This window comes from Photobacterium galatheae (genome assembly GCF_000695255.1).
GTDB classification, from domain to species: Bacteria; Pseudomonadota; Gammaproteobacteria; order Enterobacterales; family Vibrionaceae; genus Photobacterium; species Photobacterium galatheae.
In genome coordinates this window covers 44,555-68,336 of record NZ_JMIB01000017.1, presented here as the reverse complement: position 1 = coordinate 68,336, position 23,782 = coordinate 44,555, and the positions used below count along the sequence as shown (strand labels likewise).

The following is a 23,782-nucleotide window of genomic DNA, read 5'->3' as shown; positions in this document are numbered from 1 at the left end:
GATGGCGGGCAAATGCTACGGGGGATTGTACCCCAAATGGTGACAGTATTGACGCCTACAGTGCAGATTTCCCGGTTTGCACGGTGAGGGAATCAACAATATTTTTTAATGCCACGACTTGTTCCATGTTCGGGAACACGCCGGTGACGCCATCACTGTTGATTGCGGTAAACGGCTGCTCAAACAGTTGTTTCATTTCAACCGTGCCGAAATCCCGAATATGGTTTTTCAGCAAGTCGAGAAAACGCATCTGGGTACTGTTGAGGTGGTGCTCGGCAGCAAAGTCAGTGAAACGTTCAGCTACCGCTTGGCTATCCATCCCAACCAAAGTCCTCAGAATCTTATCCAGTCCTGCTGTGGCTTGTGGATAGAAGTCTTTAAGCACTTTTATGTCGATATTAGGATTTTGCACAATCACCAATTTGCGTAGTTCATCGATTTCGACATCCGTAACAGGTTCACCCTTGCGGATTTTCACCAATACCGGATTGGTTTCAAACAGCGGCTCTAATGCGCCCTGTACCTGCTTACGGTAGAGTTTGAAATCGACCGATTTGAGATTAGTGGAACGTATCTCTGTCCGGTATTCTGCTTCATCTTCGGCAATGTTGGTGTAGACGGGAGGCCTTGGCGGCTCAGCGAGCTCTTTGCCCATCAGGTGCATGATATCGCGTAGTGTGATGCGTGCATGCTCAAGCTGTTCAAAGGTCACATCCAGCCACCAGCTTTGATCACGCAGCTGGTTAATCAATTCACCATGTTGCTGAACCTGCCCTAAATACGGGGGTAACTTACCCACCTTGTCAGACACCACATGGTAAGCTTTGAGCAGATTTTCAGGGTTGTCGTACAAGGCTTTTTGCGCTTCAATGATGTCCATATCAAAACGCATGGCGTCACCTTGCCCGCGTACATCCACCCATTGCATCAGCGGAGCCATCGCATCTTCCAAATCCTGCTGGGTTTTCGGCGAGAACTGGCGCAGCAGTTTGGCATCACTCAAGCGTGCTTTTTCCTTCCACTTTTCCTGCACGGAAATCGAACGCTCATTCAGCGCATCCATCTGGCTTCGTAGCAATAGCGTCACTTTTTCCAGTGCGTCTTTGGCAAAGCGCTTTTGCGCGAATTTGCCCAGCTCTATCCAGCATTCAAAGCGTTTTTGCGCCAGTGATTTTACGACGTTAGGCTCAAATTCCGGAGGCTCTTGTTCAAAGTATTCAAACACACCCCAATGGTCGAAAATGCGGAATTTTTCTTTGTCTTTGCCCGACCCGAACAGGTCTTTGCACAAGCGCGTGCCACGGCCAATCATCTGCCAGAACTTCACTTTCGATTTAAGCGGTTTGGCAAAAACCAGATTCACCACTTCCGGCACATCAATGCCAGTGTCCAGCATGTCTACCGAAATGGCGATGGTCAGCTCGTGATTGGTACCCTCGCCTTTGAAATCATCAATCAACTGTTCGGCGCGCGGGTCGTAGTTATCAATGACCTGACAGAACTTGCCTGCAAATTGCGGATACTGTTCGTTAAACACTTCCTGCAACAGCATGGCGTGTTTGTGATTGCGGGCAAACACAATGGATTTACCTGGTAGCTGACCATCTTTATCTTTGATGCCGTTTTCCATCAGGTTTCGAATGATGGCGGCATTAGTCGGCTTATTGTAGATCTGCTTATTGATGGCTTTGGCGTCAAAATCCAGCGTGTTCGGGTCTATGCCATCATCTTCCAGTTGGGCGATTTGCTCATCGGTGAGGTTTTCTTTATGAATACCCTCGCGCAGAAATTTGGTGGTGTGCGCCACCACTTCATAAGGCACCAAATGATCATCTTCAATAGCCTTCTCCAGCGAGTATTCCGCCGTCGGCATTTTGTATTCGCACTTAAACAGCTGACAGGTTGAACGGCTAACCATTTCAACCGGCGTCGCTGTTAAACCGACCTGAAGGCTATCGTAATACTTAAATAAGTCACCATAGATGTTATAAATCGAACGGTGCGATTCGTCTGCCACGATAAGGTCAAAGTAACCGACATCAAACTTCTCCATGATGTTCATCATGCCGGGATAAGTGGCGATAAACACACGAGCAGTTTTCTGTGTTTCTTTATCCGACGAGCCGACCACGCAAATCGGGTCGTTGATAAATTCATTGAACGCATTTCGCGCCTGCTTACGCAATTCTTTGCGATCACACAAGAACAGCACGCGCTTCACCCAACGGGCATCAAGCAGCATTTTTGTCATGGCGATAGACACACGGGTTTTCCCCGTTCCCGTCGCCTGCACAATCAATGCACCGCGCTTTTTGTTACTGAAGGTTTCGGCTACACGGCGGATAGATTCCAGCTGATACAATCGCGTACCACCGCCTGCAATCGCAGTATCAATCGGGGTGGCGAGCAAATCCTTTTTGGTGGCGCGTTGCTGAATAAGGTGCTGCAGGCTTTCTTTGGAATAGAAGCCAAACAGACGGCGCGGCGGATAACCATGTGCTGGGTGATCATCCCAGATGTAGATGTCATAACCGTTGGTGTAGAAAATCACCGGACGCTGGCCGTACTCTTTTTCCAGCCAGTCCGCATAAAGCTTGGCTTGATAGCGGCCCATTTCCGCATCTACCTGGGTGCTTTTAGCTTCAATCACGGCAAGCGGTTTATGGCAGTCATCCCACAATACATAGTCTGCACGGCCATTGCCGGTTTTGGTCGGCTGCTCCAGCGTCGCCTCTTCCTGCGACACTTCAGCAGTGTTTGAACCGTCTTCAGACACATCCCAGTTGGCATCACGCAATCTGGCATCAATCAACCGGCTGCGGGTTTCTGCTTCGTTCATATCAAGCAGGTTGACTGCCTGCTCGTTCTTCTGACGGGCTTGCTCTAAGCGCGCTTTAAACTCGTCAGCCTTTTCTTTCTCGAATTGTAATTCACGTAGAATCGAGATTTGCTTTTCTTCTGCAACCTTCAACTCATGAAGAGCTTTATCAAGCTCTTGCTGCTTTTTTTTAAGTGCATCAGCTGAGGTGTCTACAGCCTCTACTGGTGGGGTCTGAAACACGCCACACTCTGATTGATTACCGTTGTCGTAACGTACATAAAGCCAACTAGAAATCAGCCAACACTCTTGCAGCAACCACACCGATTGTTTTCTATGACACTTCTCGCCATGAGCTGCCTTGTTGCCGTACTGGCGTAAAATATCGAGCTTTTCGACCACAGCAGCGGGAATCACGCTGGTAAAGGCGTCCCCTTTAATCAGATCAAATAAATTTGGGCGATAACCTTGAGGTAAGCGCTCCTCCCGATACAACCAACGTACAATCAGCTCGATCATATTACGTTGTTTAACCAGCGAGGTCTCAGGATCATTGTAAACATAACGCTCCGCCAGTGCGCCAAGATCCGCAACCTCTGGCCATTTGTGTCGAAGCATTTCAAAGTTAAGAGATGTAGTCGTCGTCATGCTGCTTAATGTTTGCACTATGTAGGTTGTATTCTAAAACTATTGCACATGAGTTCACAATTTTATTCTTGCGTACTGGGAACAAAATACGAGGCATCTAGTTATTTTCTTTCGGTTTATTCCAATGTCTTTTCACAGTAGCGATACCTAAACCTAATGCCTCTGCCGTTTTTGATTGAGATAAGCCATCTGCTTTCTTGGCTTGCACAGCTTGTGTCGTACCTCGAGCCTCAGGCCTACCTAGCTTCTTACCTTGAGCCTTAGCTCGTTCAATCCCTTCCTTGGTGCGTTCTCTGATCCGATTCCGTTCAAACTCTGCAAAGGCTGAAAACATTTGTAGCATCAGCTTGCCCTCGGCACTAGATAGATCGGCTACGGGTAAATCTAAGCAAACCACCTTCATGCCTTTGTCAGTGAGTAGATTGATGGTGTTTTGTACGTCGATGTTATCTCGGCCTAGGCGGTCGAGCTTTAAGACCACCAGCATATCTCCAGCTTCCATCTGATGGTCAATCAATGTCTTAAACTTCTCACGCTTCATCGCCTCAACAGAACCAGAAACCGTTTCGCTGATAACGCGAGAGTCACTCACCTCATATCCCTTTTGACGGATTGCAATAATTTGGTTTTCAGTAGACTGCTCCGTGGTAGAAACCCGGCAGTATGCAAAAATGCGCATTTGTAGTCACTCACTGTGAAAAAGGTATCAAATATAGTGGTATCACATGATTTCAGTATCACAAAATCAAAACCACAACTTTGTGATACAAGACGTCTGAGAAGAAATCTGGTGTCAATATACGAAGTATTTTGATTCTTACCGACCGCACTGACCTTGACCGTCAGATCCACAATACCTTTACCAATGTCGGCCTTGAATCGATTAAAGCAGATTCCGTCGCTGGGCTAGAAGCCATGCTCAGCAATGACTACGGCACCATTTTCACTTCGACCGTGCAAAAGTTTCAAGAGAGCGATGGTAAGCAGATACAGGCCGCAAAAGAGTCTGAAGATGAGGATTCCATTGCGGACTCTAAAAGTCGTGTCAGACGCGTTTTGAGGAAGGATGATTCTGGGCAAGAACAATGCTGGATTTTAAAGGAGAACAATGTTCTTCACGGTCAAACTGATGCTAATGGCAACCCTAAAAAAGCTAAATGGGAACTCGTTAGCGAAGAGAAAGTTGATTTTCGTGTTCTGAGTACCAAGCCAAACTTCTTCGTGATGGTTGATGAAGCCCACCGCAGTCAGTATGGATTCCTTGCTGCATTCATGCGTGCTTCTTTACCTAATGCGAAGTTCATAGCTTTTACTGGCACCCCGCTTTTTAAAGACGATAAAGAAACCTTGGGTACATTCGGCGGTAATGAGTACATCGATACTTACCGCCTCGACGAGGCGGTTGCAGATGGTGCGACACTACCTATTAAATATCTTGAAGGTATGGCGGAATGGAGTAGTGACGGAAAGCTAAAGCAAGCTTTTGAGGATGAATTTGGTAATGAGCCTTTAGCTCGTAAGAAAAAGCTAAAGCAAGAGTTACTCAAAAAACGTCGTGGTGCTATCGGGCGTATTGAGGAGAATGCTCGCCATCTCGTCGAACATTTTCTATCAAGCGTGAAGCCTCGCGGATTTAAAGCCATGCTGGTATGTGACGGGCGAGATATGGCTGTTCGCTATAAAGACGTGCTGAACCAAATCATGCAGGAGCTTCAAAACAAAGGTCTGCCGACCTTTGAAAGCCGAGTGGTTATCTCTCTCGGTAGTATGACAGATAAGCGCACAGGTATTAGTGAACAACAAGCTCACTATGCATCAGGCTCAACATCAAAACTTGAAACTATCGAAGAGCGTATCAAGCGGGAACTCAAACAAGGCCAAACACCGATAGCCGTACCGTCTGAAAAGATCCCAAGCTTGGTGAATGATGAATTTAAGCTGCCGTATGGTGATGAATCCGCTAATACCAAAGAAGAAACCAAGTTTAACAACATTGGGTTAATCATCGTTTCTGACATGCTGTTAACTGGCTGGGATGCCCCTATTGTTAGCACTTTATATTTGGATAAACCGCTAAAAGAACATACTTTGCTTCAAGCTATTGCTCGTGTAAACCGAACTCGAAAAGGTAAGAAAGCGGGTTATATTGTCGATTATTTCGGTGTGGTTGAGTACCTAGATGAAGCACTGAAAGTTTATGGGGGTGACGTACAACCCGACCAAGTGTGGACGGACGTCGAAGCGGAGTTACCACGTCTTCAATCAGCTTTGACGAAAGTGTTAGACATTCTTCCGAAAAAGCACAACCCAGTGAAACAACCTGAACCTTACAAAGAGGATGCCGATCTCTACCTAGACCCAGATACTCGTCTAGATATTGTTGAAGACTTCCTCGTTGCTCTCGCTGGATTCAATAGCCGCTTAGATATCGTGTTACCCGACGAACGCGCATCTAAATATCAGCCTTACTTCAAAGTGCTGAATGAGATAAAACTCCAAATGCGCAACAAAATGCCTGAGAGTGCCGATACGGTTCGCATCACCGCATCTGAATCTGAGCTGCTTAAAAATATGCTCGACGAGCATATAGAAGCAAGTGAAGTTAAGAGCTTGCTAGGCCGTGAAGTTTCAATTCTGGATGCTGCGGATATGGATCTACTCCGCAAACAAAAAAGTGCGGGGAGTGCAGCGTTGGTCATGAAGAACAAACTCAAGCACACCATTAAGACGGGTAAAGGTAAAGACCCTGCCTTCTTTGGCGACTTGGAAGAAGAGCTAGAGAAGCTTATCCAAGATGAACGTGAAGGACGTATTGAACAAGCTCTATTCCTAGAACAGCTAGAGCTTTTTGCTCAACGTGTTCGTGAAAAAGATGCCAAGCCATCTGAAATGGGCTTGGGAACAGCAACAGAGCGAGCCGTGTTCAACTACTTGGAAAAGCAGGTTGAGGAAGCTGAAGCTCTGGCATGGACTAAAGGCATCTTTAGCCACCCTGATATCGCTGAAGTCATGTTGTCACCGATATGGAAAAAGCAGGCTGATATTCATAATGAGATCAAAAAAACAATCAGGACTATTTTACGTGGTCTTGGCGGCTGGGATATGACAGTAGCACGTCAGCACTCTGCTGAAATTTTCACTATTATGCTGAACAACTGATCCTTTGCTTCACCAAAGACGAAAGAAACACATGCCAATTTTTCAATACGGTACAACTGAAATCGAGTGGGAATTTAAGCTCGACTCAAAACTCAGTCACCACTACGTTACTGTAGAAAGAGGGAAGACCGTTCTTCTCAGAGGCCCAAGAGCCTCTGAGGATGAGCAACGTGAGCTGATTCGTTACAGAGCAAGATGGATTAAAAAGCGCTTAGCGGAAGTCAATCAACCGTTAAAAGAGGAAATAGTCACAGGTAGCCGAGCGCCTTATCGTGGTCGTTCTTTCTATTGTGAGGTGCTCCCTGCGCCAGAGCTATCGACGGTAGAAGTGAAGTTTAACCAAAGCCGTTTTAAAGTTCTTTCTCCCGAAGGCCACTTCGTCAGCCGTGAGCGATTCAAACCAGCGTTGGAGCGTTTCTACAAACAGAAAGCCCTAGAGAAAGTTGCTTCTCGCTTACGCTATTGGCAGCAGGAAACGGGTATGCAAGCCACAACTTTCCACATAAAAAAGTTTGATGCACGTTGGGCTAACTGTACCGAGAACAATGTTCTGGAGTTTCACCCTCGTTGCATGGAGTTTTCCAATAAGGTGATGGATTACATAATCCTTCATGAGCTATGCCATACCGTAGAAAAAAGCCACAACAAAAACTTTTGGAAACTAGTCGCCAAGTATTGTCCTGACTGGAAAGAGCTGCATGAAGAGGTAGAGCGTTCTGGTATGGGGATTTAACCCTAGCGTTCTCTCACAAGAAATAGATAAGGATTTAAGTCCATGAGTCAAATAGAAAACACTGTAAAAGAAATCATAGATACTGCTTGGTTCGTAGGTGCAACTTACGGCGAGGATGAGCAACTGGATAACTTTATTGAGAAAGGCATTTGGCAAAATGGTTATAGTGACAAATATCTAGAGCAAGTTAGGTCTATGTGTAGTGATGGGCAATGTACGCAATCAATGATTTTCCTGAACAAAACACTCATTAAGCATCAATCGAAAGGCCGCTGCTAACAAGCACAACGTGCCCACTCACCAGAGACTACGCTCAACCTTCCAGAGTAATCGATGGAAATGACAATACATTCGTATTAGCATGCCTGGGATTAAACTCTACAAATTCAAAGGCTTTTCAAATGGCGCGTGGCACACAGCTCAAAATTTATCTCGCAAACGGAACGGTAACCGGCATTCGCCATGCAGAGATTGTCAATTGGACCGGACAAGCCATTGCTGTCCCCCGCATTCATGTCAAAGATCTGACGGACTGGGAAGAAACACAAAGACCTGGTGTCTATTTTCTGTTTGGGTTTGATTCCGATACGGGCAAAAACCTTGTCTACATTGGTGAAGCAGAGCATATCCAGAGGCGATTACAGCAACACATCGCGGCAAAAGATTTCTGGAATGAAGCAATCTGCTTTACCAACAAAGATGAAAACCTGACCAAAGCTCATGTGAAATACTTAGAAGCCCGGCTCATCGAGATTGTCATGTCATCGAACCGCTACGCGCTGGATAATGACAAACGCCCACCAACGGCCTCTTTGCCACGTGGAGACAGAGATGCGATGGAAACATTTATCGACAGCATCCGCGTTGTGATTGGCTCTCTGGGCCATAAATTACTTGAGCCGAAAGTCATCTTTGATCCTCAGGAAACCGAAGCGCCGCAGAAAAGCCTGTTAAAACTGAAAGTTAAAAAAATCGACGCGACTGCCAAGTTAACCGATGAAGGCATCGTCGTCCTCAAAAACTCTCAAGCATTACCAGAAATACAAAAGAGTCTTTCGATTGGCTATACCAATCTGAGAGCCAACCTGATAGAAAAAGGTTTATTAGTCGAGAACGATGACAAGCTGATTGCCACCGATGATATTTTATTTACCAGCGCTTCGCAGGCCTCAGCAGTTTTGCTTGGGTATCCGTGCAGCGGGCCGGAATACTGGCGCGACGCACAAGGCCGATCGCTGAAAGAAATCGAGATGGCAATTTAGTCATCCGTTTCACGCTCAACTGCACATGTCAAACATCTCAACCCAAAGGTGCCCATCCGGCACCCTGAAGCGATCTCAGGAAGGAAAGTGGGGAGTCGTCTGCGAGCTGCTTTGAACACATTCAGCGCCAGACTAGGTACTGCGATTATTGAAAGGACACCCTGCCACCTTGACCATCAGGGTGCCAGAGTGCCCTCTCTTGCCTGATTCAGCCTTACTGGATGTCGGTTAAGAGCATCGGTTTGCCAAAGCCCAGCAATTTTGCGTTGCTTTGTTCAAAATATCCTTTCCAGAACCTTTCCAGTCGGTTCATTTTCTGTGACGAAATGTACTGTTGATTGCCAGGAATCACACCGGTGCCAATCACATATACATCGGCCTGATTGAAGTTCGCAAACACTTCTGAGGCCCGGAATTTCTCAAGCTCTTGTGCCGGATGAATCAATTGCGTTTTATTGTTTTTATAAAACGATGAAATATCAGAGTTCTCTAACATATCACTAATTAACAGCACCACTTTACGCTGCGCAGTCGAGTTCACTAAGATCTGATTACTAATATCACTCAGCGCGCCAATTAATTCCGTATTCGTTGGTTTCGCTTGTGCCTCAAATGCAGATTTCAGTCCTTGTCCCAGCTTGCTTAACATGAACTGATGCTGTTTATCCAAACATTTATCTAGCTGCTTGAGGACTGATTTCTTCACGTACTTTTTGTGGTCATCATGAATTGGCGTGTCAAGTTGACCATTAAATGCCACTTTAATGTAACTGTCTTGCACAAATGAAGAGAACTCGACCAATTGCACTTTATCACCGGGTTGTATGAAACGCTTTATCCCTTGATACAACTCAGATTTAATCTCTTTATCTAAGGAATGCGCCATTGTTTTATCAACTAAAATGACAAATTCACGTTCATTCGATAATTGGTAATACTCTGATGGCACCGTTTCAGTACAGCTTGGTACGTCATTGCGAAGCGTCGAAGCACTTGCAAAGTGGCTCATCAGAGCCACCATCGTCAGAAAAGATAATTTAATTTTTTTCATGGGAATCACTTAAGAAGACATGGCTTGTTGTTGCAAGCGAGCTAAACGCTCTTCCGCAGTTTCTGGCTTCGCTTCATTGTTGATTGCTTTCAGCGCCTTCACAATTTGCTCATCGGTCAGACCATCAAGCTCATTGTTTTTCACTTTTTGGATGATGTCCACGTCACTGAGAAACGCATCTGAAACCAGCACTTCTTTCGGTTCAGGTTGCACTCCAGGCTGGATCACCGGTTGTGCTTGCTGTACTTGTTGCACCTGTGGTGCTTGTTGAACTTGTGGCGCTGCTGGTTGAGTCACAGGCTGAAAACCATGCTGCTGTGATGGGATCACCACTGGCGCTTCAGAATTTTTGAGCAATCGCAGCTTGTAGTAATTCGTAAAGTTACGGCTTGAAGGGTGATTTGCCGCATGAATCACATGCTGCTCCCCTGAATGCTTGTGCGCACGAATGGCCAACTTACTCTGAAGATGTGCCAGTACACTTTGCGCAACCTGCTCTACATTGGCCTGCTTCGCGGCGTAGTATTCTTTATAGCTGTTCACATTCGGGAACTTATAGGTCGCCTTATATGCCGCTGCCGACTCTTTACCAGAGAAGGTCGTTTTAAAGCCGAGGTAGATACTGTAGGCCTGCATGGCTGCGAAAATGACGGCAAGCATAATAAACGTCATCCAGCCGCCCCGTTTGTGGGCATCAATCGCGTCTTTAAACGCTTTATTTTCTGCTTCTTTGTTATAGCTCGTCAGCTCGGCAGGCGCACTTTCTGCAAATGGGTCTTCAATCGCAAAGACACTTCCCATCCCTTCCTGCTCATGTCCGCTAATTTCTTCAATCGCCAGCTTTTCCAGCACCTGGCCACGCACATAAGTTGCACCAACAGCGACAATCGAAATGAAAGCAATCGTGATGATGCTCATCATCCATGACTTCGTAAAACCGGCATTGGTTTTGGCTAAGCGGTTTGCAATTTGCTTCCAGCTTGGTTCTGCATCATCAAGCGAGTTTGTCTTCGACTTCAGACCAACATTTAAATCTGGTGAAATCACACCCGGCTTCTTCGGATCATGATTCCATTGCAGGCGCACCTTACCGATTTGCTGGTTGCGGTATAATTCCCCGCCCATCGCATGCGTAAAACCGACAAGCAGAACACTGATCAACAGTGCAATACCAATCGCCGCCTGGATCTGAATGGATTCACTTCCATCCTGAATCGTAAAGCCAGCCAAAACATAGGCAAAACCCGCCGCTTCAATCAGCACCATGATGGACAAACCCAGCCACGTATACCACTGCATCGGAGAAATGCCCGTATCTCCCACTTTATTCAGGTAACGGCTCGATTCTTCGTAATAATACGCATCAGTGGAGTACTGATCGTAAAAAGGTACAAAGCTATTACAAACTTCTTTTTCTGAATTAAACCAGTGTTGATCGTCAATGCCGAGTCTTTTTGATAAACGTGCGTTCTTGCCAATAAAAGGCAGACGATAATATAACGCCTTCAGATAAAGATTGATCACGTCCCGTTTGTAGATATATGTGGCTAATAAAACAAACCCTGAAACAACGCCGGCAAACAATGCACGGTTCAGCAATAGCCAACTCATTAATTCACTCATGATTAAATTTTCCCTGGTTTATAATCTGCCATCATCAAGCCATTTGGCCCTTGATAATAAATTTTTCCCGCAAAAGCACTAAACTTCCCGTTTTGATGCTTCTTATTCACTGCAATATCGATACATTTAATTGGGTATTTCTCGTCTTGAATAAAGGCTCGATAAATGACCCCTTCTGTGCCGTTATAAATATTAACGTCAACATTCTTTTTCGTTTTAATGGCCTTCGCTTTCGGGTTTGAAGAATACTGCTCGTATACAAACACCATTGGCGTTTCTGTCGCTTCAAGCGTTGACTTATCGACGGCCAGCGGCGCTAACGCCACCAGATGTTCATTCACTTTACCGCCCCATGCGGTGCGGTTCATTCCCGGCAGGTAATCTGTGGTACGAACCCGGTGTTCGCTATATTTCATTAATGGTGTGGTGACTGTCGGCTCATCGTAAACACAAGAGGTTTCTTCGATCGTACTTGCAACGGCCTGACCAATAATAGAGAAGCGATTCAGATTTCTGGCACCAATATAGGTAAACAGATTCTCCTCATGCCCTCGGTAGACTTCACCACCAAAATCAATGTAGGAACGACTCTTCGCACTGCGCTGATGCTCTTTCCCAAAGACTTCTTGCATCGCTTTCGAGCTCGCGTCTGAGTTGGCCTTTCCTTGAGCAACCTGCTGGGTGACCGTTTTGCTTCGCTTGGCGATATTATCTGTCGTCCGCAGCTTGGCGTAAGCTGGCTCCGTCGCTTTATATTTGATGTAGCTGGACACATACTCAGGCTTGTTATCCAGCGTGACAATCTCAATCCGTCGATTATCTGCGCGGCCTGTTGCGGTGTTGTTTGTCGCTATCGGTTGAGACTCACCCGCACCATAAACATAGATGTTCTCTGGTGGAAAACCATTTCGAATCAGTTCAGCAGCAACACTCGAGGCGCGTTTTAAAGAAACGTTCGCATTCACTTTCGCCGATCCAGTGCTGTCCGTATGACCCACAATCAATACGGCACTGCCACTCGATTTCATCGTTTCAGAATACTCTCTGAAAAACTGCTTATGCTTCCGGCTTGAAATGCTTGTTTGACCTGTGCGGAAGATGTCTCCCTTCACGGTTGCGGAGAGTCCGACAACATCTGAACCGTCAACAACCTGCTCAATCTGCTTCGTATCACCCGCTTCTTCCGCTTGAATAATGGCCTTGGATTGAACCATCACCATGCTTTCAACGGTCTCGTCTTCCGTTGCACCAATGCGCTCGAACTCAACATCCACATTTTGTTTTTCCGCCGCTTCAGCCAAACTCGCTTCACGCTGTGCCCAAAAAAAGCCAACGGAACAACCGACTAATGCCCCGATCCCGGCACCAATCAAAGCACCTTGATTATCGCCGATCGCCTTCCCTGCAAGACCGCCAACAATCATGCCGCCCGCACATCCAATCCATGTTGCGGTACTGATACCACCGTAGTCCCCTGTGCTGGAACAGCTTGTGAGCGCGAGTGAGGCGCTGACAACCAATGCCACTTTTTTAATGTTCTGCATTCTTTCCTACCATGCATTGATAATTAATTTGCTTGGAATGATCATTTGCCCATTGAATACCGTAGTGCTCGCCACGCATACTCAGCACCAATGTCTGCTCTAAATTGCTTTGTTGTTCACGCAAATGAAAATGCCAGGATTCATCCCGTTTTTTTAATGACAAAATAGTGAATTTATATTTGACCGAAGGTGGCATTCCCAGTTTTTGTAATGACTGATTAAAGCTTGTTGTTAAGGTGATGGACTGAGAGCCAAAGTCGTAGTGAAATGTCGTCACTTCCTCTCCCATTTGTAGTTTGCCTTGAAGAATAGGGCAATCCACGGTAACAGGTGACATCCATTCATTGGCACGAAATGACAGGATCAACAACGCGATGATGATAGTCATCGTGATCAGAAAAATTTTTGTAAAGCGCATGATCGCTGTCCTTAGCGCTCCCTGACAAAATGAAATAAAGGATTAAAAAAAGATAATAAAAGCATTCGAAGAGAGTCTGTCCATAACCAAAGTTCAATTTCAAACAAAAACAAAACAAGCTTTATATAGAGGTTTGATTTATATCACAAAAATGTGCTGGTAAGCGTGCAATTTTTAACACAAAAAAACACTTTGTCAATCTTGCCCATAGATAACAAACGCATCAAATAACAAACGCCTCAAATAACCACAAAAGCGTCCTGCGCAACGATTGTTCTCATTCAACGATCCGCTGGCTGAAAAATAAGCGCCAACAACACTGTGCTGATATTTATTGACAGCATCATTGATAATATTTTCATCACCTTCCCCCGTCGCTCTCAGGGATTGGTATTCCCTGGATGACTACGATCCATGAACGCTGCAACCTGTACCGATGACGCACAGCATTTGTGCTAAGAACACGGGTTGGCTTCGTGAATAAAAGACAAAAATTCTAACAAATGCGCATCGTCGATTTATTTTTCAGTTTATCAAAATATAAGCATCCGAATCTCAACGCTTCAAATATAGTCTCACCGAATACTGCCGACTTAAATAAAGACGACGCCAATTTCGGCCGCTCAAATTTTAGCAGCACGAAGCATTTCATCAGATGTGACTTCATCATGCATATTCTTCATCTGAGTCAATTCACTCACTTCAAACTTTTAAGATGTAATGATCTGAAATGAATCAAAACGTTGAATTTTAGGTCAATCGCTCGGGTTGAATCCGCTTTATTAATATAGATATCGATAATATACCCTCAGATGCAATCAGTTGCTATGATTTATGTTGGATTTGTTGAGATTTCCCTGCTCAGCCCATCATTAGCGCCACCAGTGCTGAACCTGATGATGGGCTGAAACCATGCAACTCGTGCTGCTGCTCATGCTGCGATCGGCACACCAGTGTTATTCCCCATCTTCTTTTTCGCCATCTTTTCCTCCTTCTTTTCCGCTTTCGGCTCCAAATCGTCCGTTCGGCTCTCCCCAAGCCTTCACCAAGCTCTCCAGCCCCTTAATGCTCACATCCCGTTGTGGGAATGGGATACTCACGCCTTGCTCCGTCAGGGTTTGGTAGATGTCGAACAGCAGATCAGATTTCACAATCATGAACTCTTTAATATCTCGGACGAAGCAACGCAATTCGAATTGCAGGGCACTATCGCCCATATTCGTGAATACAACGCTGGGTGCGGGGTAACTGAGGATCATGGCGTGCTTTTGCGCCGCATCCATCAGGACTTGCCTGACGATATTGAGGTCGCTGCCGTAGGCGACACCAATCGGGACAACCAGACGACCGTGGTTCGAGCGCAGGGTCATGTTCTTCACGATCCCGGCGATGAGATCAGAATTCGGCACCACAACGTCCTGTAAGTCGAACGTTTCGATTCGGGTAGAGCGCACGGCGATCTTGCGCACAAAGCCGGAGTGGCCGGAGACTTCAATCCAGTCCCCTTCTTTGACGGGCCGTTCAATCAGCAAAATGATGCCAGAGACGAAGTTCGAAACAATCGTCTGCAAGCCAAAACCGATGCCGACCGACAGCGCCCCAGCCACCACGGCAAGGCTGGACAGATTCAGTCCGGCGGCTGAAACGGCAATGATCATTGCCAGCGTATAACCGACATAACCCAGCCCAGTGACAATCGCGATGCGAGCGCCGGGGTCAGTTTTGGTTTTGGGCAGGACGGAATTTCGCAGAACGTACTGAATCCAGCGGGTGAGCAGCACGCCGGCAAAGAGCACCACCAGAAAGGTGATGATGACATCCAGCGACAGTCGAACATCCCCCAGTTCAATACCGTCAGACAACAAGCGCCAGACTTCTGCAATGTCGGTCACTCGCGCCCCCCAGGTCAGTGCCAGCGCCGGGGCAAACAACAGAAAGATAATCACAATCAGCACAATGGGCAGCAGGCTCTCACTGACGCCGGCGTCATCAGCCGCAGCCGGACTGTCTGTATTGCCGAATATCCGGGAGATAAAATTCAGCAGACCGTAGTAAATCACCATGGCAAAGGCGAGCAACGCGATCGACATCACCATCGGAATAATGGCCTGCCGCGCGAGACTGTCATACCCCAGACAGACAAACACCACACTGAGCACACTGGAAGCTTTCATCAGCCAGACCAGCGCATTCAGCACCCCACGGCTGACATGGCTGGCCTGCTCACTTTCCGGTTCAGTTTCATCAGCCCGGTGTGCCGCCTTTCGCAACAGCTGCGCCAGCCGCCACATCAGCCAGCTACCGAACAGAATCACCGGCAGGGTGAAGAAGGCCGAGCTGGCAGCAGAAAAGGCATAGTCGCCTTTCCAGGCGGTGAGTAAAATAATCAACCCGAGAAAGACGCCGAGCCACTGGCAGATATGAATTCCCTCTCTGGCTGAAGCATCATCCAGATGGATGATCCGCTGCTCCGGCACCTGAGGCCGAAAGATCAAAAAACCCAGCCAGTGACTGACCACCAGATAAAGTGCCGCGCCCGCCAGCGACTGAATCGTCAGTTGCGCCGAGGGCAGCGGCAGCTTCAGTTGCCCGATCGCGGCCAGCAATAACAACGCCGAAAGCAACGGAAAGACCAGTCTCAGCAAGGTTGAAAACACATCACAGGCCAGAATGTGGCTCTTACGGCGCAGGCTGTGACTATAGCGATCCAGCCGGTTAATCACCCAAGGCTGAACCAGCATCATGAGCAGCACCGCCACAACCGTCAGGACCGCAAAAGGCAGGATGGAAGCTGTCATGGCCTGCACTTTATCTGCGTCTTGCCTGATGGTTTGAAACTCAGCCCTGACCTGATGTCCATACTGACCCAGCTCTCTCAGCGCATCGCCCCAGTGTCCAGGCCACAGAGGCGTCGGGCTTTTATCCAGCAACTTCTCGGTGAGCTGCCGACGAATCAATTTATCCACCTCCCCGACCAACAGATTAGCCCGTTCATAAGCGGCATCTGCCAGAAAAATGGGGGCGCTGGCAGTCGCCAGTTCATTTTCCAGTTCCGCCCGGCGGCTGGCGATGACCTCCGGCTCACTTTCCCCGTCCTGGGGTTCCGGGCCGAGCGATTTGATCTGTGCTTCCAGCCATCGCACATCTACAGATTTATCCTGCGACAACTGATATGCCTCAGCCCGCTGCTCAGCCAATGTCGCCCGGATTTGTTCCAGTTTCGCGGTATCCACAGACGGGAATTTCAGTAAATTCCTGGCCTGTGAGGCTGTCTGATCCCAACTGACATAAGGTTCTTTCTGATGCAAGGCTTTCAGTTCGGTTTCTTCCGCAACAACAAGCCCGGCATTCAGCCATCCCAGCATAAGATAAAGAAAAAGCCACACCCGCCAACACCTCCGGCAAAGTGTTTGCCAGCGCTTTTGGTCAGCACTTTGCCACCCCATCAAAGCTTGCATGCATCGCATCCAGACACAGGAACACAACATGAGCTTAAGCGAAGGCAATCGCACCAGACGTCATAAGGCTAAGAAATCAGGCTGGATTGGACGGTCTGGAAACAAAGCCCCCTCGAATGAAAGGGCACCGAATGAGAGGACACCGAATGAGAGGACAGACAAGCATCATCCGCCCCCCAAGAAGAGAAACAAATCATTCGGGCATCCTTTACCCATTTCACGACCTTCGCCTCCCAAATGAGTCAAAGCACACCTGGAATCATACGCAAGAGGAATAATATAAGAATTATCTATAGATAATTCACACAGAAATAGAAGCGATATGAAATCGTTTACAAAAAGAAAAGCAATTAACTGCTTGGGACCGGATTCACACCTTTGAGAGAAAATATCAGAAAACCTTGGGTTGCATATCATAAAATATGCACAAAACCTCATTTTTCATGCAATAAGCTTATTTCTTGGGGAAGATTGATGTGATATTTTTATGCACAGCTGGCAGGTCAACTTTCCTTCCTGGCTTATTTTACTGAGAAAATATTGTACCCTTTTTTACCCAACCAAGTGCAAAACCATATTCCTTTAACGAAATCCATCGCACTTTTCAGCTTGAGTAAAGCCTTTAGACAAGGATATCAGTAAAATAATTTATGACTTTTGCGAATGCCTTTCGCATTCATTCTCACTGCGAGCGGGAAGCCATTCATATGGAATATTTAGAGCGAATTAAGCGCCTGGCAAAGATCCAAGGGATCAGCCAAAAACAACTCGGTGAAACACTGGGTCTTCAACAAGGGACAATGAGCCGGAAACTATCCGGTAAATACGGTATTGAGGTACGCGAGCTGGAAAAAATCGCAGAAACCCTCAATACATCAATCAGTTACCTCCTAACGGGTCAGATTGACTCCGGAACACAGGCAACAACGGCGATCAGCCACGAAAAGGGACATCATTCGACGTCAACTTACATTCCAATCATCCATCGTAAAGACTATTTGTCTTATCGCGACGGCGGGAATGTCGAGGTGCTGAGCAAGCGCGCGATTCCACAACATCTGGATCGCGAAGATTGCCTGGGCCTGCTGGTCGATAACGAAAACATTGCTCAATGCGCCCCACTGGGCAGCTATGCACTGGCAACTCGAAAAGCGCCCTACCGCCCGAAGCAACCGGTGTTTGCCTCTGTTCGCGGCAGTGAACCCGATTTTTACCATATGACGCAGCTGGCAGACGGTGTCGTCTTCTCCACCTCACAACCAGATTTTCCAAACCTGTTCGTCAATCACGACGAGTTTAAAATTCACGGTTATATCATTCAGTCCGACTGGTCATTCGACCGCATCTGATCCCGAATTTGGTGATCCTGTCGCTCCTCCCCTGACTCACAAATTCATCCAGTTTCGTCAGTCAGGGGTGACAGCGCCCCTTCAAGTCGTACAATAGCGGCGTGAAAATGAAGGAGTATGCCATGCATTTTGCGACACCCGCCCCCACCACTGACATCCGTATCATCGTTGCCTCCACCAACCCAGCGAAAATCCGTGCCGTTGAAGCAGCGTTCTGCGAAGTCTTTCCCGCTCAGTCGCTGCACATCCAGGGACTGGCGGTCGAGAGCGGTGTCCGCGCTCAGCCAATGTGCGCGAATGAAACCCTCGCCGGGGCACGCAACCGGGTTGAACATGCCAAGTCACAGCAGCCAGATGCCCATTTCTACGTCAGCCTGGAAGCTGGCCTTGACGAAGGCGCTACCTTTGCGTGGATGGTGATCGATAATGGACAGCGGCGAGGAGAGTCACGCTCAGCGTCCCTGCCTCTGCCGCCTCAGGCACTGGCACGTCTCCATGACGGAGAAGAGCTGGGCGATGTGATGGATGACATGTTCCAGCAACAGAATGTGAAGCAACAAGGTGGGGCGATTGCCATGCTGACCGGCCACCGGCTCAGCCGCAGCAGCGTCTATCAGCAGGCACTGATCCTGGCGCTGATCCCATTTATGAATCCGGCCCTTTACCCATCAGAGTAAGCAAAAAAAGCACCGGCCCTCTCGGAACCGGTGCATCTCGTCTTGTGCTGTCAGTCAGACACACAGCCTTCCTGTCTGTACGACCTTATCTTTACGAGCCTGTCTTTACTGCCCTGCCTGCTCTTCCTGCTGTTGTTTCAGGATATCCGACAGCCAGGTGCGGATCTCAGCATCATGATGCTTCAGCTCATTCGAGCCGCGGGTGATGGTCGCCACGCCGACCCCCAGCAATTCGCTGATTTTACGCTGGCTGCGATCACCATTCAGCAGCTCATGAAAAATGTTCACCCGGGCAATGAGCGATTCACGCTCATCCGGCGTCAGCAACAGGCGCAACAACAGTTCATCTTTTCCCTCGGCTGAAGCCTGACGGAACAGAGACACAATTTGCTGCCAGTCAGTAAAGTCCGGCGTATCGGCTTGAGATGACATGGTTTTCCTCAGTCTTCGCCTGTGCAAAACAGGGAGTGCTGCACAGGCTGGTTATCGCTGACCGGATTCTACCCTGAACCGGAGCCGATATCGACTTTCCGTCTCAATACTGCGTGTTCAGTTCCTTGGGAGTCAGTAACTCCGTTGGCTGTCCGGTCAGTTTGTCGTAATACACCTCAAACATCAGTACATTCTGAACATAGCCACGTGTTTCACCAAACGGAATGGTTTCCATAAAGGTAAAAACGTCCAGCTTGCCATCACTGATCTCACGCCAGCGCGTCACCCGCCCTGGCCCAGCGTTATAGGCCGCAAAGGCAAAAATACGGTTCTTATCGTAACGTGCCAGCATCATCTTGAGATAACCACTGCCAAGACGGATATTAACCTCAGGTTCGAACAGACTATTCGTCCCTTTGTACTTGTACCCCAGCTTCCGGGCCGTGTGCTTAGCCGTTGCCGGCATCAGCTGCATCAAGCCCCGTGCACCCACCGGCGACATCGCCTGAGGGTTAAGTGCACTTTCCTGCCGGGCCAGCGCCATCATGGTTGTCATCGGCAGGTCACGCTTTTGCCCGAAGGACTGAAACTGATCCTTGAATGCCAGCGGGAAACGCAGCGACAAATGCTCCCACATCTGACCATAAATCGTGGCCTGTACCGTCAGGTGGTGCCAGTGATGCTGATCAGCATATCCTGCCAGCGGCCAGATCGCTTTCGGGTCGAGATCTTTGAGCAGATACCACCATTCCAGATTCGCGTCATAGACCTTCTCCTGGACCAGCATTTCTTCAATCCGTTTCAGCGCCGGTAAGTAGGGAGTCACATCCCGCTCTGCTTCGGTCAGGGTATGGACGGGAAAGTCGATTTTCTCTCCTAATACCGTTGCCGCTGCGGCACTGTAGAAATTCCGCTCTCCGAGCAGCGCCTGATACTTGGGTTTCGCAGCCGCAGGATCGTTTTTCGCCAGCAAATGCGCCTGCCAGAACTGCCAGCGCAGGGTGTTCCGTTCTTCTTCAGACAATTGTGAAATCCACGTCTGCGCCTCCGCCCATTTGGCTTCCCGAAGGGCAAGTCGGATCCGCCGCTCGATCAGACCGTCATCACGACTGTTTCGCAGCGCCTCATCCCGCCAGCGGATTCGCTCTTGATCCTCGGTATCCATCAGCCGGGAAGCCGTGAAATCCGACAGCGCCTGTGTCTGTTCAGCGCTGAGCTTCTGCCCATCAACCACCTGCCCGAACTGTTTCAGTGCGGCACTGGCGTCTGAAAACACCAGTCGCTGATACGCCAGCATACTGAGCTGACGGTTAAACGCAGTCACCTTGCTGCGTTTGGCAAAATCTGCCACCCCTTCCGGATTTTTGTACAGTCCGAGTAGGATATCGCCTGTTTGGCTGGCTTTACCGGTCAACTGCTTATCCAGAAACTTCAGCAAACCGAAATTGCCGGCATCAAACACCAGCAGCATCCGATCCAGAATCAGCTGATTGCTCCGCATCCCCGCTTTTTGCCACACGTCCAGCAGCGGATCACAATCATCATCCAGCGACTGTCCCGTCAGCCATAAAGACTTCGCACCTTCCCAGGCCTCCGCTGCATGACCGGTTTTACTGAGCGCGTAGTAATACTGGCACTGATAACTTTCCCGGTATGGCGGTTCCTGCTGAAAATCAACCACGTCCTGCCAGCGTTTGGCATCAACCAGCTCGTCCAGATAGGCGTAGCCCAGCTTGATGGTAAAAGGAAGATCCTGATATTTTTTGATGAAAGCCCGGACGTCCGCCGGTTTCCGACGGGCCAGTCCGTCCTGAAACTGCCGGTAATCCAGATAGGGAGTCAGTGGATATCCATCAAGTTTCGAACGGTACGACTTGTAAGTAGTCTGATCATTCTTTTCCAGTGCCGCTTTGGCAGCCTCATACCACGATCTTTGCTGCTCCAGCGAAGCGGCCTGCGCAACGCCTCCACCCAGCAGCACCCATAGCCCAAGACCCAACATCCAGCGACCACGACGGTGCACAACTGCTTCAGACTGCATACGTCTCCTTTCAAGCTAAATTATTGTCTGCGCTCAATATGTTAGCTTTCCCTGCCACACCCAACGTCAGCCCGGCGTCAGGCTCAGGTCAGAAAGCGAAAACAACCTTCAATTTTCTGATCTGCGCTCCAATTTGCACACGTTCAATCCACCGCCCAAGGCGTCCACTTGATAGAACGGTCATCTATTCATCTTAACCATCATTGTGAGACATTGCTGTTAAACTTAGGGCCAGAATGGTTAAAATACCCCTTTCTCCATTGATTAGAGATGACTTACGGAAATGGCTGAATACGTCTATACCATGTCGCGGGTGAGCAAAGTTGTGCCACCGAAGCGACAGATCCTGAAAGATATTTCACTGAGCTTCTTCCCTGGCGCGAAAATCGGCGTACTGGGCCTGAACGGTGCCGGTAAATCCACCCTGCTACGAATCATGGCCGGGATTGATACGGACATCGAAGGGGAAGCCCGTCCACAACCGGGCCTGAATGTCGGCTACCTGCCACAGGAACCTGTGCTGGACGAGGAAAAAACCGTCCGCGAAGTGGTTGAAGAAGCGGTGTCTGACGTCAAGAACGCCCTGACACGTCTGGATGCGGTGTATGCCGCTTACGCCGAAGCTGATGCTGATTTCGATGCCCTGGCCAAAGAGCAGGGCGAGCTGGAAGCGCTGATCCAGACTAAAGATGGTCATAATCTGGACAACACGCTGGAGCGTGCTGCTGATGCCCTGCGTCTGCCAGAGTGGGATGCCCAAATCAAGCACCTGTCCGGTGGTGAACGCCGCCGTGTCGCGATCTGCCGCCTGCTGCTGGAAAAACCAGACATGCTGCTGCTCGACGAACCAACCAACCACCTGGATGCAGAATCTGTGGGCTGGCTAGAGCGTTTCCTCGTCGATTACACCGGCACCGTGGTTGCGATTACCCACGACCGTTACTTCCTGGATAACGCCGCAGGCTGGATTCTGGAACTGGACCGTGGTGAAGGTATTCCCTGGCAGGGCAACTATACGTCCTGGCTGGAGCAGAAAGATGCACGTCTGAAGCAGGAAGCCTCTCAGGAAAAAGCGCGTCAGAAAACCATCGAGAAAGAGCTGGAGTGGGTTCGTCAGAATCCAAAAGGTCGTCAGGCAAAATCCAAAGCCCGTATGGCCCGCTTTGAAGAGCTGAACACCACAGATCATCAGAAGCGAAACGAGACCAACGAGCTGTTCATCCCGCCGGGTGATCGTCTGGGTGACAAGGTCATCGAAGTCAACGGTCTGACCAAGTCCTTCGGCGACCGCGTCCTGATCGACAACCTGTCGTTCAATGTGCCCAAAGGCGCAATCGTGGGCATTATCGGTGCCAACGGTGCCGGTAAATCGACGCTGTTCAAAATGCTGAGCGGCACCGAACAGCCGGATTCAGGCAGCATCGAGCTGGGTGATACCGTGACGCTGGCCTCCGTGGAACAGTTCCGCGACAGCATGAACGATACCAATACCGTGTATCAGGAAATCTCTGAAGGCAACGATGTGATTCGCATCAACAACTTCGAGATTCAGTCCCGTGCTTACGTGTCCCGTTTCAACTTCAAAGGCAGCGATCAGCAAAAACGCATCGGCGAGCTGTCCGGTGGTGAGCGGAACCGTGTCCACCTGGCGAAACTGCTGAAAGCCGGCGGCAACGTACTGCTGCTCGACGAACCAACCAACGACCTGGACGTCGAAACCCTGCGTGCACTGGAAGAGGCTCTGCTGGAATTCCCGGGTTGTGCCATGGTGATCTCGCACGACCGCTGGTTCCTGGACCGGATCGCGACCCACATCCTGGACTACCGTGATGAAGGTCAGGTGAACTTCTTCGAAGGGAACTACACCGAGTATACCGACTGGCTGAAGAAAACGCTGGGTGCACAGGCTGCTGAGCCACACCGCATCAAGTACAAGCGCATTGCGAAGTAATGCTCCCTCTGTAAAGCCGCTCTGAGAAAAACAAGGCTGCCTCCGGGCGGCCTTTTTGATGACCGATCACCATACAACACGAGACTTTCATCCCGGCGTACACGACCTCCCACTTTTTCATTTTTTCCCGTCATCTCCACTCCCTCCCGTCATCCCCGCTCCCTCCCGTCATCCCCGCGAAGGCGGGGAACCAGTGACTTTTGAGGAAGAACGACACGGAAAATAAGGGGCAAAATGATTCTGGCAGATTACTTTCATCTCGTGCCCAGTGGATTCCCGCCTGCGCGGGAATGACGCTAGTTGATTGATTTTTAACAAAAATACATCAGTTTTTATCGAAGGATTTATGTAGAAAAGACAGGCGAAGGCGGGGAACCAGTGACTTTTGAGAAAGAACGACACGGAAAATAAGGGGCAAAATGATTCTGGCAGATTACTTTCATCTCGTGCCCAGTGGATTCCCGCCTGCGCGAGAATGACAGTAACATGTTGATTTAAAAACACAAAACTTAATACACACAAAGAATCTGAACAGGAAAAATAAGCCTTCGCGGAGGATAAAGGAAAACGAAGATGCTCGTTTATTCCCCGTATGATTTCCCTTGCGCATTGAAGTCG

16 protein-coding genes are annotated in these 23,782 nt (G+C 48.7%); 7 read left to right on the top strand and 9 right to left on the bottom strand.

The window, feature by feature from the left end:
* Positions 1-55 precede the first annotated feature (55 nt).
* Positions 56-3,466 (bottom strand): DEAD/DEAH box helicase family protein, encoded by a 3,411-nt coding sequence (locus tag EA58_RS08660; RefSeq protein WP_036751443.1) that lies wholly within the window; start codon positions 3,464-3,466, stop codon positions 56-58.
* 97 nt (positions 3,467-3,563) lie between these two features.
* A complete protein-coding gene (locus EA58_RS08655) occupies positions 3,564-4,145 on the bottom strand; it encodes a recombinase family protein (protein WP_036751441.1) in 582 nt (193 codons plus the stop codon).
* A 119-nt stretch (positions 4,146-4,264) separates the two neighbouring features.
* Here EA58_RS08655 and EA58_RS08650 point away from each other — a divergent pair, with 119 nt between their 5' ends.
* The 4 genes from EA58_RS08650 (at position 4,265) to EA58_RS08635 (ending at position 8,620) form a co-directional block, all read left to right on the top strand.
* Positions 4,265-6,625 (top strand): type I restriction enzyme subunit R domain-containing protein, encoded by a 2,361-nt coding sequence (locus EA58_RS08650; RefSeq protein ID WP_327078541.1) that lies wholly within the window; start codon positions 4,265-4,267, stop codon positions 6,623-6,625.
* Between the two features lie 31 nt (positions 6,626-6,656).
* Positions 6,657-7,358, top strand: a complete 702-nt coding sequence (locus tag EA58_RS08645; protein ID WP_036751439.1) for a M48 family metallopeptidase — start codon at positions 6,657-6,659, stop codon at positions 7,356-7,358.
* A 42-nt stretch (positions 7,359-7,400) separates the two neighbouring features.
* Positions 7,401-7,637 (top strand): hypothetical protein, encoded by a 237-nt coding sequence (locus tag EA58_RS08640; RefSeq protein ID WP_036751437.1) that lies wholly within the window; start codon positions 7,401-7,403, stop codon positions 7,635-7,637.
* A gap of 122 nt (positions 7,638-7,759) precedes the next feature.
* Positions 7,760-8,620 carry a GIY-YIG nuclease family protein gene (locus EA58_RS08635; protein WP_036751435.1) on the top strand — a complete coding sequence of 287 codons (861 nt, stop codon included), beginning with the start codon at positions 7,760-7,762 and terminating at the stop codon, positions 8,618-8,620.
* Positions 8,621-8,834: 214 nt separating this feature from the next.
* Here the strand turns inward: EA58_RS08635 and EA58_RS08630 are convergent, their stop codons facing one another.
* The 5 genes from EA58_RS08630 to EA58_RS08610 all read right to left on the bottom strand — a co-directional run bounded on the left by EA58_RS08630 (position 8,835) and on the right by EA58_RS08610 (position 16,642).
* Positions 8,835-9,671 (bottom strand): hypothetical protein, encoded by an 837-nt coding sequence (locus EA58_RS08630; RefSeq protein WP_051641965.1) that lies wholly within the window; start codon positions 9,669-9,671, stop codon positions 8,835-8,837.
* A 9-nt stretch (positions 9,672-9,680) separates the two neighbouring features.
* Positions 9,681-11,294, bottom strand: coding sequence for a hypothetical protein (locus EA58_RS08625; protein WP_235199580.1), 1,614 nt, complete (start codon positions 11,292-11,294; stop codon positions 9,681-9,683).
* Positions 11,295-11,296: 2 nt separating this feature from the next.
* Positions 11,297-12,838: an OmpA family protein gene (locus EA58_RS08620; protein ID WP_036751433.1), complete on the bottom strand. Its 1,542-nt coding sequence runs from the start codon at positions 12,836-12,838 to the stop codon at positions 11,297-11,299.
* Positions 12,825-13,256: a hypothetical protein gene (locus EA58_RS08615; RefSeq protein WP_036751431.1), complete on the bottom strand. Its 432-nt coding sequence runs from the start codon at positions 13,254-13,256 to the stop codon at positions 12,825-12,827. The genes EA58_RS08620 and EA58_RS08615 overlap by 14 nt, the downstream gene beginning before the upstream one ends.
* A 956-nt stretch (positions 13,257-14,212) precedes the next feature.
* Complete coding sequence (locus tag EA58_RS08610; RefSeq protein ID WP_161781023.1) at positions 14,213-16,642, bottom strand: DUF3772 domain-containing protein; 2,430 nt, start codon at positions 16,640-16,642, stop codon at positions 14,213-14,215.
* A 779-nt stretch (positions 16,643-17,421) separates the two neighbouring features.
* Here EA58_RS08610 and EA58_RS08605 point away from each other — a divergent pair.
* Entirely contained in the window at positions 17,422-18,063 is a 642-nt protein-coding gene (locus EA58_RS08605; RefSeq protein ID WP_036751601.1) for a helix-turn-helix domain-containing protein, read from the top strand.
* Positions 18,064-18,185: 122 nt separating this feature from the next.
* Complete coding sequence (gene yjjX / locus EA58_RS08600) at positions 18,186-18,740, top strand: inosine/xanthosine triphosphatase (RefSeq protein WP_051641963.1); 555 nt, start codon at positions 18,186-18,188, stop codon at positions 18,738-18,740.
* A 105-nt stretch (positions 18,741-18,845) separates the two neighbouring features.
* On the opposite strand, the gene trpR is transcribed toward yjjX, so the two are convergent.
* Both trpR and sltY read right to left on the bottom strand, forming a co-directional pair.
* Complete coding sequence (gene trpR / locus EA58_RS08595) at positions 18,846-19,172, bottom strand: trp operon repressor (protein ID WP_036751429.1); 327 nt, start codon at positions 19,170-19,172, stop codon at positions 18,846-18,848.
* 103 nt (positions 19,173-19,275) lie between these two features.
* A complete protein-coding gene (gene sltY, locus EA58_RS08590) occupies positions 19,276-21,213 on the bottom strand; it encodes a murein transglycosylase (RefSeq protein ID WP_036751427.1) in 1,938 nt (645 codons plus the stop codon).
* Between the two features lie 283 nt (positions 21,214-21,496).
* Here sltY and ettA point away from each other — a divergent pair, with 283 nt between their 5' ends.
* Positions 21,497-23,164: an energy-dependent translational throttle protein EttA gene (ettA, locus tag EA58_RS08585; RefSeq protein ID WP_036751425.1), complete on the top strand. Its 1,668-nt coding sequence runs from the start codon at positions 21,497-21,499 to the stop codon at positions 23,162-23,164.
* Positions 23,165-23,782 lie beyond the last annotated feature (618 nt).